12 protein-coding genes are annotated in these 16605 nt (G+C 43.0%); 3 read left to right on the top strand and 9 right to left on the bottom strand.

Translation table 11 applies throughout. The annotated features are described in order from the left end of the window. Window positions 1-66: 66 nt before the first annotated feature. Window positions 67-2448 (top strand): nitric oxide reductase activation protein NorD, encoded by a 2382-nt coding sequence (locus tag AC4IFB_RS18945; protein ID WP_490778789.1) that lies wholly within the window; start codon window positions 67-69, stop codon window positions 2446-2448. Between the two features lie 60 nt (window positions 2449-2508). On the opposite strand, the gene AC4IFB_RS18940 is transcribed toward AC4IFB_RS18945, so the two are convergent. Then, a complete protein-coding gene (locus AC4IFB_RS18940) occupies window positions 2509-2979 on the bottom strand; it encodes a hypothetical protein (protein ID WP_490778790.1) in 471 nt (156 codons plus the stop codon). Continuing rightward, window positions 2972-3274 carry a hypothetical protein gene (locus tag AC4IFB_RS18935; RefSeq protein WP_490778791.1) on the bottom strand — a complete coding sequence of 101 codons (303 nt, stop codon included), beginning with the start codon at window positions 3272-3274 and terminating at the stop codon, window positions 2972-2974. Before AC4IFB_RS18935 ends, AC4IFB_RS18940 begins: the two co-directional genes overlap by 8 nt. A 424-nt stretch (window positions 3275-3698) precedes the next feature. Between AC4IFB_RS18935 and AC4IFB_RS18930 the strand changes: the two genes are divergently transcribed. After that, a complete protein-coding gene (locus tag AC4IFB_RS18930; protein ID WP_490778792.1) occupies window positions 3699-4769 on the top strand; it encodes a GGDEF domain-containing protein in 1071 nt (356 codons plus the stop codon). Window positions 4770-5178: 409 nt separating this feature from the next. On the opposite strand, the gene AC4IFB_RS18925 is transcribed toward AC4IFB_RS18930, so the two are convergent. Both AC4IFB_RS18925 and phnD read right to left on the bottom strand, forming a co-directional pair. After that, complete coding sequence (locus tag AC4IFB_RS18925; RefSeq protein WP_490780997.1) at window positions 5179-7668, bottom strand: EAL domain-containing protein; 2490 nt, start codon at window positions 7666-7668, stop codon at window positions 5179-5181. An 89-nt stretch (window positions 7669-7757) separates the two neighbouring features. Then, window positions 7758-8636, bottom strand: coding sequence for a phosphate/phosphite/phosphonate ABC transporter substrate-binding protein (phnD, locus tag AC4IFB_RS18920; protein WP_490780996.1), 879 nt, complete (start codon window positions 8634-8636; stop codon window positions 7758-7760). A 446-nt stretch (window positions 8637-9082) separates the two neighbouring features. On the opposite strand from phnD, the gene AC4IFB_RS18915 reads away from it, so the two are divergent. Further along, complete coding sequence (locus AC4IFB_RS18915; protein ID WP_490778795.1) at window positions 9083-10468, top strand: ribulose-bisphosphate carboxylase; 1386 nt, start codon at window positions 9083-9085, stop codon at window positions 10466-10468. A 90-nt stretch (window positions 10469-10558) separates the two neighbouring features. Here AC4IFB_RS18915 and AC4IFB_RS18910 read toward each other — a convergent pair whose 3' ends face one another. The 5 genes from AC4IFB_RS18910 to AC4IFB_RS18890 form a co-directional block, all read right to left on the bottom strand. Continuing rightward, window positions 10559-11680, bottom strand: a complete 1122-nt coding sequence (locus AC4IFB_RS18910) for a glycosyltransferase family 4 protein (protein WP_490780995.1) — start codon at window positions 11678-11680, stop codon at window positions 10559-10561. 435 nt (window positions 11681-12115) lie between these two features. Continuing rightward, a complete protein-coding gene (locus AC4IFB_RS18905) occupies window positions 12116-12925 on the bottom strand; it encodes a hypothetical protein (RefSeq protein ID WP_490778797.1) in 810 nt (269 codons plus the stop codon). 434 nt (window positions 12926-13359) lie between these two features. After that, entirely contained in the window at window positions 13360-14325 is a 966-nt protein-coding gene (locus AC4IFB_RS18900; RefSeq protein WP_490778798.1) for an alpha/beta hydrolase family protein, read from the bottom strand. 2 nt (window positions 14326-14327) lie between these two features. Next, window positions 14328-15143 carry a serine aminopeptidase domain-containing protein gene (locus AC4IFB_RS18895; RefSeq protein ID WP_490778799.1) on the bottom strand — a complete coding sequence of 272 codons (816 nt, stop codon included), beginning with the start codon at window positions 15141-15143 and terminating at the stop codon, window positions 14328-14330. 30 nt (window positions 15144-15173) lie between these two features. After that, window positions 15174-16595, bottom strand: a complete 1422-nt coding sequence (locus tag AC4IFB_RS18890; protein ID WP_490780994.1) for an MBOAT family O-acyltransferase — start codon at window positions 16593-16595, stop codon at window positions 15174-15176. Between the last annotated feature and the right edge of the window lie 10 nt (window positions 16596-16605).

Genomic DNA, 16605 nt, shown 5'->3' with positions numbered 1-16605 from the left:
CACCAACCCCGGCAGTCGACTTGCAACACTACGGACGGTTATTAAGTAGCCAGCGAGTAATATGTTATGAGTGTCGATTTCACCGAATACGTCACCTGCCTCGATCAAGGTGATCATGAACATGCGGAAGCACTCGAATCTTCGTATCACGAAGCCCAGCGTGTGATGTCCCCGCGAGGCCTGCAAAACTATCTCGAAGGCATGCGCGCCTTCTGTACACTCGGTCGCGGCCAGGATCTGGTACTGACTTACGTGCAGGAGATGCCCGGCGTTGCCAAAGAGGTTGGTGAAGACATCATTCCTGACATCGTTGAAGCGATGATGAAACTGGCCTCCCACACTTCTGGCAGCGTCATTACCCTGATCGTCGCCAATCTGCCTTTGGCCGCAGCCAGGCTGGGTGATGCGGAAGTAATGCGTGGCTTCCTCAAGCTGCTGCACCAGATGACCGGCAAGGCACCACGCGGTTTGCGTCCGATGATGGAAAACCTGGACGAACTGCTCTCCAAACTGACCTTAGGTGGTCTACGTCGCTGGGTAATGTGGGGGGCACAGGCCCACCAACGTGATCTCGACGGTCAATTGGCCTACTTCGGCCTTCAGACCGAATCGTCCCGATCCATTCTGCAGTCCGAACGTCGTGGAACCCTGTTCATCGACAATCAGAGAAAACTTAACTTCTATCTACGTGCATTGTGGGCACGTGCCTTCTTCATGCGACCAACCGCTGGTGATTTCGAATCACGTCAGGGTATTCGTCCTTATATCGAAGATTTTCAGATTCACGTCCCCGATGCCTTCGACCCTTTCCGTGGTATCGATGGCATGGAAGTCTACCGGGCAACCACAGCCCACGCTGCAGCTCATATGGTCTACACCAGACAACCGATCTCTGCAGAGCAATTATCTCAAGCTCAGATGCGTATGATCGAACTCTTTGAGGATGCACGGGTTGAATATCTTGCTTACAACGAATTTCCAGGCCTGCGCAAATTATGGCTGAAATTCTTCACCGCTGAGCCGGGTGAGAACGACGACCAGAGTAAACCACATGAGACCATGGATCTGATGATGCGTACCACCCGCGCCATCATGGACCCAGATTACCGCGACGAGATGGAAACGATAAACCAGATTGCCGATGAGTTCGTTGTCAAACTGAAGCAAGACCCCTATGAGCCTCGTTTAGCCTGGATGGCAGGTATCGATTTCTACAACAAAATGGTTAATATCGCCAAGATCCCCAGTGTGCGTATTCTTTCCGAATGGCCGATACCCTACCGTGATGACAACCGCTATTTCTGGGACTTCTCTGAGAACATGTTCGAATCCAAGGGGATCGACTATCTGCCAACTTCACAAAAGACGGTGCGTCGGTACGTCAGTCTGATGGAGTTCGTCAATGACCTAGACTCTGAGATGACCCACGACAACCCGGATGAGATACTGGTACTCTCCTCGGAGCTGTTCCCCTACGAAGACATGGGGATCAGTTACAACCAGATGGAAGGCGTAGAGCCAGTCTCCGACCCCTACCACTACAACGAGTGGGACTACCATGTACAACTCGCACGCCCTGACTGGGCGACTGTGATCGAACGTAAGCAGGGCTCTGGCGATCCCGAGATCATGGACGAGATCCTGACCAAACATAAACCTATCGCCTCGCGTATCCGCCATCTGATCGATGCGCTGCAACCGCAGGGAATCGTACGTCGTCGTGGTTATGAAGAGGGCGAGGAGCTGGATCTGAACGCGGCTGTAAGGGCGATGATCGACATCCGCCGCGGCGTTATGCCGGATCCAAGAATCAACATCCGTATAACCCGCCATATTCGTGACCTGTCGATTGTTCTGCTGCTCGACCTTTCAGAGTCTACCAACGAAAAGATTGGTGATATAGCTGAAGGTGAAGAGGGTTACGAGAAGCAGGATAGCATTCTCGATCTGACCCGCGAATCAGCTGGCCTGCTCTCCTGGGCCATTGACTCCATAGGTGACAACTTTGCTGTACACGGCTTCGCATCAGACGGTCGGCACGATGTTCAATACTACCGCTTTAAAGATTTCGAACAATCTTATGACGATGTAGCCAAGGCACGGATGGCAGGCATGAAGGGCGGCCTCTCCACCCGTATGGGTGCAGCACTACGCCACGCAGGTTGGCACTTGAGCCAACAAAATGCACAAAAACGTCTTGTCATACTGGTCACTGATGGTGAACCTGCAGATATTGATGAGCGTGATCCACAATATCTTCGACACGATGCGAAGAAAGCAGTTGAGGATCTCGCCATGCAAGGTGTCTACACCTACTGCCTGACACTAGATCCTGATGCAGACCGTTATGTATCAAGAATATTTGGTGAAAATGGTTACTCCATTGTTGACGACGTAGCTCGTCTACCGGAAAGATTGCCCAGCGTATTCGCTGCTCTAACCGGGTAGATCATCACCGATCTCCTAGTGTGCTATCGAGCATCGAGAGTTACTCTCGATTAGCAGAACTTAGTTTTTTTGTCTGTCAAACGGCAAAACCCTTTTTTCTCTAGGTTGGCACCCATCCTCTTTAGCGCGTTGCAACATTAGGTCGAGTGCCTTTTTGAATTCACCTATCAATCTGACATGCAGTTCCCGAGCCGTCTCATCGTAGTAGATCAGGTCTATTTGCGCAGGTTCCGTTAAACTCTCTCTCTCCTTATCTCTGCGAAACTTCCAAGCCAAACGAATCAGCTTGCCACCCTCTCCGTCCCTGACTGCATAGGCAAGGTTGTCGACAAATATAACCTCCTCCATATCAATCACAGCTTGAATTTGCATTGATCGAATTGGTACAAAAATGTGCTCGTTCTGACAACGAGTCAGCATCAGCCTGCATTGGTTATAGAGTGGCGCAGGTATGGTGAGGCGCTCACAAGCCAACTCATCAGGACGAAAAAATATTTCACTAATACCTTCAGCCACAAGGACCTCAATCATCCTCACCCAATTCCGGGTCCCACCCCTTTTCCTTGGCATTTGAAATTGCCTGCTGATAGATACGGCCGTGCCGTTCTGCCAGATCAGGGGGCAGATTTGATACTAAGTGGCCATATTTTTCCCACTCAGTTGTGACCTTATCGTAGAGTGCTTCAATACCCTGCACCGTCCATCCTTCACAGGTCTCAGTTTCCGGGATCAGACCGAATACCCAGGCATCACGAATAATATTACCGGTAGGATTCATCGCTCCTTTTGGATCATTATGTATGCCTTCATATTTTCTAACTGCCATATCGTGTTATCCGCACATATTTGTTGAGACTCACTACATTATTAACCCGGCGACTAAGTATGTTGTCTTCAGCCGAAGTGTGTCTGCCTTTTAAAAATCATATTGTTAGGGATTTCAAGCCTGAAGACCACATACTTAGTCGCCGGGTTAATAGTTACCAAACTCAAAAATGATTCAGTAAACACCTAATAATAAAAGGGTAGCTTTTACAGTGTTAAAGTGTGATCTATTTGATCTATATTGGCAAGTTATTAACCCGGAACCTCAATAGCCATCTTCAGTCGGGTTAATAATACAATTAACCTGGCTAGTATTATATATCCATGATAGCTATATGTATGAATGGAATGGAAGGGAATGAAAGAGTGATTAATTTATCGAATATTCTATATCTTCTAATACTTAAGATAGCAGCGTGACAAACATGCGACGTACCGATACAACCTTGCTGGAACAAATGCATATTACAGATAGTGAAATTAACCAGCGTATGGGGCTATTGAATCTAAGCCCTGAAGCATTGAAACTTCTATCTGGTTATAGATATCTGATAGAAGAGAATATAGATGAAATAGTCAACGAATTTTACGAAAAACAGACAGAAATTGATGAAATTTCTCTTCTGATCGGAGACGCCGATACATTGATACGTCTGCGGAATGCCCAGCGTAAATATGTGATTGACATGTTCTCTGGCGAATATGGCGCCGAATATGTCAATAATAGATTGAGAATCGGCCTGGTTCACAAACACATAGGCGTAGAACCCAAACTCTATCTCTCTGCAGTAAAAAGTTTAAAAGAGTTAATAGAAAGGACTCTACAAAACAATATAGATAATAGTGAGACATTGAAGTCTACTTTAAATATTTTAGAGAGCCTGTTCTATTTTGATACAACACTGGTGTTTGATACTTATATTGCCAGCCTGGTAGAAGAGATTGAAATAGAAAAAAGAAAGACCGAACTATATGCAGAAAGCCTTGAAGGTAAAGTTGCAGAGAGAACAAAACAACTCGAAGAACTGGCAAAACTTGATGCCCTTACAGGCATACACAATCGAAGGGCAATGCAGGACATACTCAATAGAGAGCTATCCGTATCAAGAAGACGGGAATCAAAACTCTCTTTAGTCTATCTTGATATCGACGATTTTAAACAGATCAATGATAAGCAAGGGCATGTAAAAGGCGATGAAATTCTGAAATATACAAGCAAGGTACTCAAATGCTGCGTAAGAGATATTGATGTTGCATGTCGATACGGTGGTGACGAATTTTGTCTGGTTCTGCCAGATTGCAATATTGGTAATGCAAATAATATTTGCAAAAGGATAATCGAAAAGTTTTCCAGCAAATACCCAGAGCACTCATTAAGTATAGGAATAACTGAAATAGTGCCTGGTGAAACCATCGAAATCGACGAATTGATCAGAAGAGCAGACAGGAAGATGTATTTGGCTAAAAAACAGAAAGGTTCAATTATCTGCCTATAGGGCTTTATATTTTAAGAACCACCATATTAATCAATGTCTAATTGACATATATCAAAATAACTGACGACCATGTCAAATAATAACAACTTACTCTATTCATCTATGCAAATATAATGATAAGCTTCTGCACTCTACCTGTCAGCAGTAACTCAGGATCATTAAAATGGATACTTTAACTTGGCTAGGCATTGGTCTGGCAAGCATCGCAGCAATCCTTTCAGCTCTTAGCATCTCCTTCATCCTCTTTCTTGTGATTGGTCAAGCTAGTCGCCAGATGTACCATAAGCTGGTTAACTAAGATTTATTATGCAGTAGCCTGACAATCACAATGAATTTCATCGTGATTGTCTTCTACTTTCGTGGGAATTATTTCCCTTTGCCAGGGTTGGCCTAATATGTAGCCATATAGCTAAAGCCAGATAATATTGTTTTGGTCATGTAACTCTGCAAGATACTCTTCGATTGGTCTGGGCTTTGCGATACTGAATCCCTGACCTAAATCGATACCTATGCGCTGCAGCTCGACCAGAATTGCACTATCTTCAACAAATTCTGCGATTGTTGTCAGTTTCATAGTGTCAGCAACAGTCTTAATCGCTTCCACCATACCCCTGTCTACAGGGTTTGTATGCATATCCTTAACAAACATACCGTCAATTTTTAGATAATCTACCGGTAGGCTCTTAAGGTATGCAAACGATGAGAGGCCCGAGCCAAAGTCATCCAGCGCAAAACGACAACCGATCTCCCGCAAATCATGAATCATTGTCAAAGCACTCGATAAATTCTGAATTGCAGCTGTTTCTGTTACTTCAAAAATCAGTTTTCGTGGATTAATTTCATATTTTTTGAATAGACCCTTAAGAATAAAAGAGAGTTTTTTACGACTTAATGTCGCGCCAGATATATTTATAAAACAATCAGGATACTCTGCTTTTGATTTCATCAAGAGGCGCATAACTTGTTCGATAACCCAATAGTCAATACGATCTATCAAGTCGTAACGCTCAGCTGAAGGAAGGAATGCGCCAGGTGGTATCAATTCACCATCTTGCGATCTCATTCTGACCAGTATCTCTACAGCTTTTGTCTCTAAACCAACACTATGCAGGTCAACTATAGGTTGTACATAAAGCAACAACCTCTCCTCTTCCAATGCACTATTTATCTGCGAAACCCATTGCATTTGCCCTAATAACCGCTTCGAGGAGTCCCTATCTTGCTCATAAACATGGACGCAATTTCTGCCTTCATCTTTAGCGGAATAGCAAGCTGAATCAACTGAACTCATCAATATTGAGGCGCTCTCACTGTATTGATCTATCTGAACTACACCTATACTTATGCTAACTCTGAAACTGTGGCCTTCCCAGGTAAATGTATGCTCATGTACTTCATTACGAAGCCGATCTACACGTTCCAGCGCCATCGCAAGCGGACAATCACTCAGTATAGAACCAAACTCATCTCCACCAATCCTCGCCAACACATCACTTCCACGAAAATGTCTTCGCATAATTGTTGCAATCTGGCGCAATAACTCATCACCCGCCACATGCCCACAGGTATCATTCACAACCTTGAATTGGTCCAAATCCATGAAGCAAAGGATATGTTCATGCCCCCTGCCATGTGCTGACTCAAGCGCCAATTCGAGGTGTGTCTCAAATGCATTTCGATTCATCAGGGCTGTAAGGTTGTCGTGACTGGCTTGGCGATACAACTCCTCTTGTAGACGTTTTTCTCGAGTAACATCCCGTATGACGACCACTACACCTGAGCTTTGACTCTCCCGACTGATAATAGAGGTCGCAGTAACACTTACATTCAGCGTATCCCCATCTGTGAGCGCTAAAATAGCCTGTGTACTGAATACAGTATCTGACTTATTGAGTTGAGCCTGAAGAAGTGAATTAACTATTGGTGTTTTATTATCTTCATCCATTAATATAAATATATTCTCAAATCGCTTACCGATAATTTTATCTGAATCCTGCTTGATAATATTTTCTGCTGACTCATTGAGGTAAACTATTCGACCGCTGGTATCAGTCGTCACAACCGCATCAGCAATGGATGAGAGTGTAGTACGCGCCTGATTTCGCTCATCTATCAATGCCTGCTCTGCCAGTCTCAGGGCCGTAATATCCTGTATATAGACGTAGACCTCTTTCACCAGGTCTATCCATTGATAGTGGAGAAGTAGATGCTTATAGCCTGCATCTACTTCCGCATAGAGTTGATGCTCACCCTGCCCCATTCTTGCAAGTATCTCTCGATGATTCTCAGGTAAAACAACTCCACTGTCATCTGCGTGTAAAAGACCTATTAATCTGGTGAATGCAGGATTACAAAAGATCTCATTTCCATTTAGATCATAAGCAGCAATGGGGTTCGGGTTAGCTCGAGGATAGGCAGCCAAGCGTTTATTTCTGGACTCAGCATCCTGTAACTCATCCACCATATTGCTAAGCAGATCAGCTTCCTGCCTTCGAGAAGCGAATTGAAAAATAAGCAAACCAAAAACAGACGAGATGCTTAACCCTGCAATGACCATCTGAAATATCAAATCATTGGTCATTTTGTATGCGCCTTCAAGGCTGTAGGCCAGCAGCAGGTTTGCTCTTCCTCGATATGAATATGTGATTTCTCTATTCAGAATATAGCGTCGAACAGATGGCTTCAGTGGACCATAGCCCGCTATCATAAAACCGTTTTTCGATACCAGCTCAACTTCATCAATCTCTATATATTGAACAGCCCACTGTTTAAAAAGTAGCGCTAAAGAGTCGTAGTTACCTTTTTGTAACTCCTCTTTTGTGATAAAGGAGATAACTTCCATTTGCCCTTCAGCCAAAGCTTTTGTGATGCCAATATGATGATCATGTTGGTGGCTCACAAAAACACCAATCGCACCAATCAGTAAACACATAAATATTATTGTGGAAATAGTGACAGTGAAAAATGATGATCTACGTCTGGATTCATTTACCATTTAACACCTCGACTCCGAAGTGCATTCAAAATATCCCGTAATCCTTGATAATCTTTCGAGCTAGCATCAACCAGAGCAGTAGCCGTCTGTTTTATCGGTTTCAACACTGAAGATGTAGATGGATTATCTTGATTCAGGCTAAGCATTGCATACTTCAATTTCCTAAGAATCTGGGGATCCAATTTCGTAGATGCGATAAATAAGTGTTCAGATACTTCCGCGGTGTCTCCTATAGCAACAATTCCACGCTCTTTATACTTTTCATAGATAGCCTCTTTTACAGCCCCTGCATCAGCATCACCTGCCAATACAGCCAACGCAACATTGTTGTGGTTGTTGTAAAAATGGTGTCCGGAAAAATCATCAATATCGATGCCTTCATCATGTAACATTTGTCTTGGCACCAAATGACTCATAGTTGACGAAGGGCTGCCAAAAGCGAAACGGTGCTTTTTTAGATCCTCGAGCTTATGAAATCCACTACTCTCCCTAACAATGATCTTTCCTATAAACGTTGGCTTGCCATTAACCTCTAATCTGGCCAACACCGGAATATCTACATGTTCATCGAACACACTAACAAACAGAGAGGGACCAATATAAGCAATATCAACGTCACCATTAATGATGGCATCGTGGTGGGATTGATATGAATCGCCAATACGGACTTCAATCTTCCGCTTGATCTGCTGACTCAGGAAATCAGCCATCGGCTGGAACATCAGTTCAAGTTCACTATGCGGGCGATATGGGTGTACGCCGAGCACCAATACTTCGGAAGTAACTGCAAACGCTGGAGCCAAGGCCGAGATGAGAAGACCCACTCTGGCAAAGCAAAAAAACAACGACACAAACTTATTGGTCTTACTCATGGCACAAACGCCTGCGATTTGCATTGAACCACTATGAAAGAATCAATATCCACCTGTAATATCTGATTCCCTGGAATATATCCGCCTTGAGATGAGATTTTTAATCGTGACAAGCTGAAGACAGTAGTTATTCTATTTATTTCTGCTTCAGGATAGAAACAGGTAACTTGCTTCACTCCTCCCACACATCTTCATCCTTACATAATGAAGACTAGGTTAATCCTGGCTGAAAACAAGCACTCTACCCGCATATCTTTCTTCGGATCTGATATTCAGATAAAAAAGAGATGACCATAAGTATTTACTTATGGTTTCAATCAGCTTATTTTTGTTTACTTATATACCTACAGACTGTAAGGTTTGCAGCCAATTCCCTATATTTAACTGGGATATAGAGTTTAAATCGGAAATATTTCGTTAATAATTCAATTATTTGGAGCAGATTAATGGCATTAGACCAATCATCGCGTTACTCAGACCTGAGTTTGAAGGAAGAGGATTTAATTGCAGGCGGTCAACACATCCTTTGTGCTTATAAAATGAAGCCTAAAAGCGGCTACGGCTTTTTAGAAGTTGCAGCTCACTTCGCAGCAGAATCTTCTACTGGTACTAATGTTGAAGTCTCCACCACTGATGACTTTACCAAAGGCGTCGATGCATTAGTCTATCTAATTGACGAAGCTTCCGAAGAGATGCGTATTGCATACCCCATTGATCTGTTCGATCGCAATATCACAGATGGACGCATGATGCTGGTCTCTTTCCTGACCCTGACCATTGGTAACAACCAAGGCATGGGTGATGTTGAACATGCAAAAATGTATGACTTCTTCATGCCACCTCGTGCCATTCAGCTGTTTGATGGTCCTGCAAAAGACATCTCAGACCTGTGGCGCATCCTGGGTCGCCCTGTTGTTGATGGCGGCTATATTTCCGGAACCATCATCAAACCAAAACTTGGCCTGCGTCCTGAACCATTTGCATCAGCAGCTTACCAGTTCTGGCTGGGTGGCGACTTTATTAAAAATGATGAGCCTCAGGGTAACCAGGTTTTCTGCCCAGCTCGCAAAGTCTACCCATTGGTCTATGACGCAATGAAACGCGCCATGGATGAAACTGGCGAAGCTAAGCTCTTCTCTGCCAACATTACTGCTGATGATCACGCCGAAATGATAGCTCGTGGTGAATTCATCCTCGAAGCATTCGGTGCTGATGCCGACAAAGTTGCCTTCCTCGTTGACGGTTATGTAGGCGGCCCAGGAATGGTTACCACTGCACGTCGTTATTTCCCCAACCAGTATCTCCACTATCATCGTGCTGGCCATGGTGCGGTTACCTCCCCTAGTGCCAAGCGTGGTTACACTGCTTATGTACTGGCTAAAATGTCAAGATTGCAGGGTGCGTCCGGTATCCATGTTGGAACCATGGGCTACGGAAAAATGGAAGGCGATAAGGATGACCGTGCAATTGCTTACATCATTGAGCGTGATGAGTATCAAGGTCCAGCTTATAACCAGAAATGGTATGGCATGAAACCTACCACTCCAATCATCTCCGGTGGCATGAATGCCCTTCGCCTTCCAGGTTTCTTTGAAAACCTCGGACATGGCAATGTAATCAACACTGCTGGCGGCGGCTCTTACGGTCACATTGATAGCCCTGCAGCTGGCGCCACTTCATTGCGTCAGGCGTATGAGTGCTGGAAGGCTGGTGCTGACCCAATCGAATGGGCGAAAGAGCACAAAGAATTTGCTCGTGCTTTCGAGTCCTTCCCTCTTGATGCAGATGCGATTTTCCCAGGCTGGCGCGAAAAGCTGGGCGTGCACAAATAAGCACACCCTAGTGAGTCAACTGGCATTTTCAAGCCCCCGCAAGGGGGCTTTTTTCTTTCTGCATGAATAGAGCAGATTCCTTAATAGATATCACACAAGCATGTCAGAGAACAGACGATCGTAATTCTCTGCCATTTTTTCAACGGTATAATTATCCCCAAACCGCTGCCTGGCGTTCGCACCCAATCTATCCCTTAGCGCCTTATCTTCAAGCACTCGCTCCATAGCATCAGCAAGCTGCCTGGGGTCATTGGGTGGGACAATTAAGGCTGACTTCTCATTTTCCAATACCACATGATTTTCACCCACGTTTGTTGCCACAATTGGTTTACTGGCAGACATCGCCTCTAGAATAACGACTGACATCGCTTCCCACTTTGAACTCTGTACGAATACATCAAAATCTGGAAGCATATTGATGTTTGCATCGCGCACCCAACCTGCGAAAGTGATTACATTATCAAGATTCTTTTCCTTAGAGAGCGCTTTTAATTTATCTTTCAGTTCACCATCTCCCACAATTACCATGGAAAACTTCTCAGGGTGCTTCTCATTAAGCATCTCAACAGCATCGATCAATATCTCTATGCCCTTTTGGGTGGTAAGTGTACTTAGTGAGCCAAATGTAATCTTGTCACCGCTTTCAACACCCTCCGTAGGCTGTTTCGTCTCCGAATAGTCGTGTACACCATTGTAAATAGTCTTGATTCTTTTCTCAGGAATGTTGTAAGTGCGTGATATTTGACTCGCTTGCCGGGTACCCACGGCAATGAGTTGGTCTGGTATTTTGGTGAAGACTTTCTCGAAATAGTACTTATTCTTATCGATATTTGGATAATTTCCAAAGTGAAAAGTGTAGAGCAGCTTAATACTGGGCATGGTCAACTTCATTAATGCGCCATTAACCATAGCATGTATATCGTGAGCATGAACCAGCTCTATATTATGTTCTTTACAATACTTTCTCATCTTGAGAAAACTGAAATAGTCTGTTTTTGACTCGTCACTATCAGTCAGGCGAACAACGTTTACACCATTTGCTGCCAAGGCATCACCACGCTCTCCTCTCTCCTTAAAGTAGCCGCAGTGGATATCAAATTTACTACTATCCAATGTATTGCATAGATGCTCTACGACGTGCTCAGCCCCACCTCCCGTAATTGCTGAAATGGTAATCAGTATGCTTTTTTTTCGGTTTTCTGCACTACACATATCTTCTACACGCTCCACAGACTCAATGAAGCTAAAACCCCGATAAAAATAATATCGACATACTATTAACCCGCTGATGAAACAGTTCGCTTTCAGCCGGGTTAATAAATTATGTTTATAGAGGCTGTAGCCACGACACTATATAACACTCCATTATTACCCCATTCTGGCGAATAGCCAAGAAGCTCCTCTCGAATAGTGATTTGGAGCCTATGCAGAATGGTGTAAAAAACGCTGTGGTGGTTGTATCTAACGACCAAAGATGGGCCTAAAAATTGCGCAAAAGTCTTAAGTTGCGGTTTGTCGTTTAGTTTTGATGAATAGGTTGATATGAGTCGAAGGGTGCTACAGCTGACCCATAATAGAAACAGGTATTTGAAGTGAACTCATGACCGCCAAGCTTAGCCTGGCGATCATGAGAAAGATAAGAAGCAGTTACTGATTGAGAAGCACAGGAGGGGACGGTGGTGCATTTACCGGTGTGCCGGCATCAGGGTCTACCTCACCAAGATAGTAGTCATCCTGATAAAGCGTGCCATTTTCACTCGTCATATCCACATTATTCCAGCTGGACATTATCAGCTTGTTGGGATTGAAATTGGTAGACTCTCTGAGATTTACATTGGTATGCTCTAGCTTAAGTTCACCATTGATCCACATTCTGACGATGCCATCTGAGGCGCCTGGCGTATTGTTCCTGAAATAGACTTTGAGGGTATCCCATTGGCCGGGCCTGACAGGGCTCGCAGCGCCACCAACGTTCTGCGGAAGCAAGAAAAAACGCCAACTGTCAATATAGCTATGCTCAATACCGTACTCACCGAGATAACTGTAGATAATAACCTGATAGCGTCGTTGGTTATCCTGGCCGTTGGTAAAGTTTACCAGTGCTAATTTCTGCTTATTGCTGGGCGTTCCCTGAGCCGCGTATTTAACGCTGAATTTCAACCACAGTTCATTTGCCGCCTCACCCTGAGTATGTGATGAAATGGTTACATGGTCACCAAAATAGTAGTCCATGTAATTATCCCAATTCTCAGTCGCACTATAGTCCATCTGTGCACAGTAGTTTCCATCAAATGCATCGGGGGTATTGATTACAGTGGTGTTCGAGTGATTTCCCCAAAACCAATCACTTAGATCACCACTCTCAAATGAGGTAGTAAAAGGAAGTCCTTGTGCGGAATAGACCGAACTGGAAAGGAGTAGTAACAGAGAAGTTAATATAATGTTTGAGGTTTTCATCTTACGATCTCAATAATCCAATTGTATCGATTAACAGAATCTAAGATTACATAGTCCAGCAGAATTATTATGAGAATTGATCGTCAATTAATAATTGCCGGCGGATATTATAGGAATATTATTCCTACACCGATTCACTCACCCTAAAAACCTACCTTTAAGGATAGGCCGAAAAAACACCCTGAATCCTAAATATACTTAGACCTAATTCAAACATAATTTTAGTTGATTTGGTGAGTATTGTGTGTGAACCAAGTCAGATATCCCGGGGGCAAAACGGACAATAACCCCTATCCCTTTGTTTTATATGATTATTTCAAAGTATAGCGAGAAAATGAAACTGCGACTAAAGAGACACTTTTCGTGGTAAGACCACCTTCATCTGCCACTCACCACTTTAAAGTTACAGTAGTGTTGAAATACCATTTCACAGTTTACGATTTGAGCGGATAGTATTGTTTCATCCAGATCTCGACATGAGCATGCATCTCGTCTTCCCACTCCTTGAGGCCCAGAATATGGTTAGCCTGAGGAATGGTTATGACTTCATATTGCGATGTGTAGGGTTTTAGCTTTTTTGTATAGTGGGATTCGAACTTTTCCTCAAACTCCCACAGTAATCTGTCAGCACCACTGAAAATCAGCAACATTTTTTTTGAAGTTGTCAGCATCTTAAAAAATGCAGGTGCAAACTTTGGATTAACATTACTACCTTCCAGCTCTTTTGGTATTGTCAGCACGGAAGTATCGTCTTTTTCTACACTTTTTTTGATGCTATTGACTATTTTTCTAAAAGGCTTAACTAATATTTTCAGGATTAACCGGTAATCACTTTTAAAGGAGAGTAATCTCTTCCAAGAATCAAAATCTGTCAGTTTTTTGATATACCCCTCTTTTAATGATGAAAGATGACCTTCTGTAACGAATTTACTGAAATTATCTTCACCACCTTCAAATACATTGATCAGGCCAAGTGCAAGCAGTCCTGTGACTCTATCATCGTCGCAGCCAGTAAGAAGCCCTGTTATAGCACCACCGCAGAGGCCGCCGAGTATGAACTGAGACTGGGCCTGCTCTTTTTCCAACCAGTCAATTGCATCGACAGTATCGTTTACAAATCTTCCATCCTGGATACTATTGTAAACATTGACCAAAACAGACTCATCTATATCACCTTCAGAATCACCCAGACCGTAAAAATCAAACCTGAATACATTAACACCAAGATCAACAAGTTTTTTGGAAAGTTTATTATATAGACGGTGCGGCCCGACACGCATCTTTATACCTGGTGACAATAGAAGGACTGTTACGCTGCTTTCTACCGTATCAGGCTTCTCCAGCACTCCAAATAATTTATAACCATCTCGATTTTCAAATATAACTGGCGTCGTTTGCATCTTTATTCTAACCATTCTAATGATCGATTTACGAGATTATCAGCCTTGTTATAAAAGGTTTTGATCTCTTTCCAGAACTGCTCTTCATGTGCTTTATCGATGATTGAATTACCGGAAAATTTTTCAATGTAGGCTTGATACTGTTTATTAAATGGCTGCTTTGGGTTTCTAACAATTTGAAGCAAACAACAGCGCATACGATCAGGATAGTCCAGTTTTACAAGATCAATTGATGAGAGTTCTTCAAAATAGGGGTATCTAAGATAGTAGCCTTCAATGTTAATTGGCTGACCTGACTTCATCTGCTCAATCAGGTCGTCGCGAGTTATCTCGACTTTACCTTTCACAGCCATTTGAGCAGCAAGATTACTTCTTAATATTTCTTGCATATACCTATCGCCACTAAGGACTGGATCCCAAAGGATCAACTCATCAATATCATCTCTTGATTCTGCAGTAATGACAGCGATTGTTCCGCCTAGCCTTAAACCGAGTAAACCGATAGTAGTGGCGGATGGACATATTGATTTAACATGATCTATGACACTATTGAGGTCTGAGATATGCCCCTCTAATGATGAGTCAAGAAATTCGCCATCACTATCTCCATGCCCCCTAAAATCGAAACGCGCTACAAACACCCCCTTATCACAGAAGGCTCTTGCAGTTGAGACATAAACTCTGTGGCTCCAAAGCTTCTCTTCAGCAAATGGGTGTACAAAAATATATGCTCTCTCAGGTTTACTCTCTTGCGGATGGTGTTCTACAGTAAAAATACGTTCTCCATCCTTTTCAAGTAGTGTTAGTTTTTCATTCATAAGGTTGTTCTGGAATCCAGGATAAAGAGATCAAAATTGGAAGTATATGAATACCTGTTTTTGAAGTGGTACAAAAAACAGCAACATAATAGCCATATAGAGATAAGAGATATATTTTATAGCAGGACGTGCTGACACCAGGTAAAGAAGGTCATTTTTTCGTTCTGTTATATATTCAAAGAGCATCAGGGGTGTAGCGAAAAAGAGGATATTGACCAATGCATAAATTGAAAAATCAGTGATGCGATAGTCAGATACCATAAGGTATAGCATATCAGTAACCTGTTGCATTGACTCCGCTCTGAACAGCAGCCAACTGATACAGGTTAAATGGAACATCACAACCACAAAAAATATGTGCTTTGCAAGGCTAGTCTGCTCTGTAAAGTAGCCTTTACCTTTACTTGCCTCAATTGCATGGTAAGCGACTAGAATCGCACCATGAAACAGTCCCCAGAATACAAAAGTCCAGCCTGCACCATGCCAAAGACCACCTAAAAACATGGTCAATACCAGATTTCGAAAAGTCAGAAAATTTCCCAGTCTGCCACCACCTAATGGAATATAGATGTAGTCTCTTATCCATGTAGAGAGGCTGATATGCCAGCGTGACCAGAAATCACTTGGTGAAGTTGAAAAATAGGGATTTCTAAAATTCCACATCAACTCGAAACCCATCCACCTGGCGATACCTTTAGCAATTGATGAATATCCGGAAAAATCCCCATATATCTGAAATGCAAAGGCATAGAGTCCGATCAAGACTTCAAATCCAGTCAATTCCGAGGTTGGCTTAGAGAAGATTGAGTTGACAATTGGCGCCATGTTGTCAGCGATAATAATCTTCTTAAACATACCAGAAGCAACAAGAAACAATCCCTCTGAAAAGGCATTACCCTGAACTTTTCGAACATTGATTACTTGCGGTAAAAGATGACTTGCTCTCTCAATGGGGCCAGCTACCAGTTGAGGAAAGAAAGAGACGTAGAGGGCAAAATCAAGAAATTTATCAGTCGGTTCTACTTTCTTTCTATAGGTATCTATGGTGTAACTAAGTGTCTGAAATGTATAAAAAGAGATACCAACAGGCAATATGATATTAAGGACAGGCAGACTTACATCCATTCCAAACGAGGACAACATGGTTGCGAACTCATTTGAAAAGAAATTGTAATATTTGAAGAAACCTAGAAATCCTAAATTAGTACAAATCGAAAGTAGTAAAAAATGTTTTCGATACTTCGCATCATTGCTACCCGCTATTTTTAAAGCAACAAAATAATCAACGACAGTAGAAATAAATATCAGTGACAAAAACCTGTAGTCCCAATAGCCGTAGAAAATATAACTAGCGACTAATAGCATGCGGTTTTGATATTTATGGGGCAGGCGAAAATATAGTGTGATAACTACTGCAAAAAATGCCCAGAATATATAGCTGTTAAATAACATTCTCTATAAT

This window comes from Candidatus Thiodiazotropha sp. AKIB8 (assembly GCF_058244675.1).
The sequence above is the reverse complement of the archived record's forward strand: the minus strand, read 5'-3'. Positions and strand labels throughout refer to the sequence as shown.

What these genes read in the sequence shown, in the direction of transcription:
- AC4IFB_RS18945 (WP_490778789.1), top strand. Translation starts at nt 67, where the DNA reads ATGAGTGTCGATTTCACCGAATACGTCACCTGCCTCGATCAAGGTGAT.
- AC4IFB_RS18940 (WP_490778790.1), bottom strand. Translation starts at nt 2,979, where the DNA reads ATGATTGAGGTCCTTGTGGCTGAAGGTATTAGTGAAATATTTTTTCGT.
- AC4IFB_RS18935 (WP_490778791.1), bottom strand. Translation starts at nt 3,274, where the DNA reads ATGGCAGTTAGAAAATATGAAGGCATACATAATGATCCAAAAGGAGCG.
- AC4IFB_RS18930 (WP_490778792.1), top strand. Translation starts at nt 3,699, where the DNA reads ATGCGACGTACCGATACAACCTTGCTGGAACAAATGCATATTACAGAT.
- phnD (WP_490780996.1), bottom strand. Translation starts at nt 8,636, where the DNA reads ATGAGTAAGACCAATAAGTTTGTGTCGTTGTTTTTTTGCTTTGCCAGA.
- AC4IFB_RS18915 (WP_490778795.1), top strand. Translation starts at nt 9,083, where the DNA reads ATGGCATTAGACCAATCATCGCGTTACTCAGACCTGAGTTTGAAGGAA.
- AC4IFB_RS18910 (WP_490780995.1), bottom strand. Translation starts at nt 11,680, where the DNA reads ATGTGTAGTGCAGAAAACCGAAAAAAAAGCATACTGATTACCATTTCA.
- AC4IFB_RS18905 (WP_490778797.1), bottom strand. Translation starts at nt 12,925, where the DNA reads ATGAAAACCTCAAACATTATATTAACTTCTCTGTTACTACTCCTTTCC.
- AC4IFB_RS18900 (WP_490778798.1), bottom strand. Translation starts at nt 14,325, where the DNA reads ATGCAAACGACGCCAGTTATATTTGAAAATCGAGATGGTTATAAATTA.
- AC4IFB_RS18895 (WP_490778799.1), bottom strand. Translation starts at nt 15,143, where the DNA reads ATGAATGAAAAACTAACACTACTTGAAAAGGATGGAGAACGTATTTTT.
- AC4IFB_RS18890 (WP_490780994.1), bottom strand. Translation starts at nt 16,595, where the DNA reads ATGTTATTTAACAGCTATATATTCTGGGCATTTTTTGCAGTAGTTATC.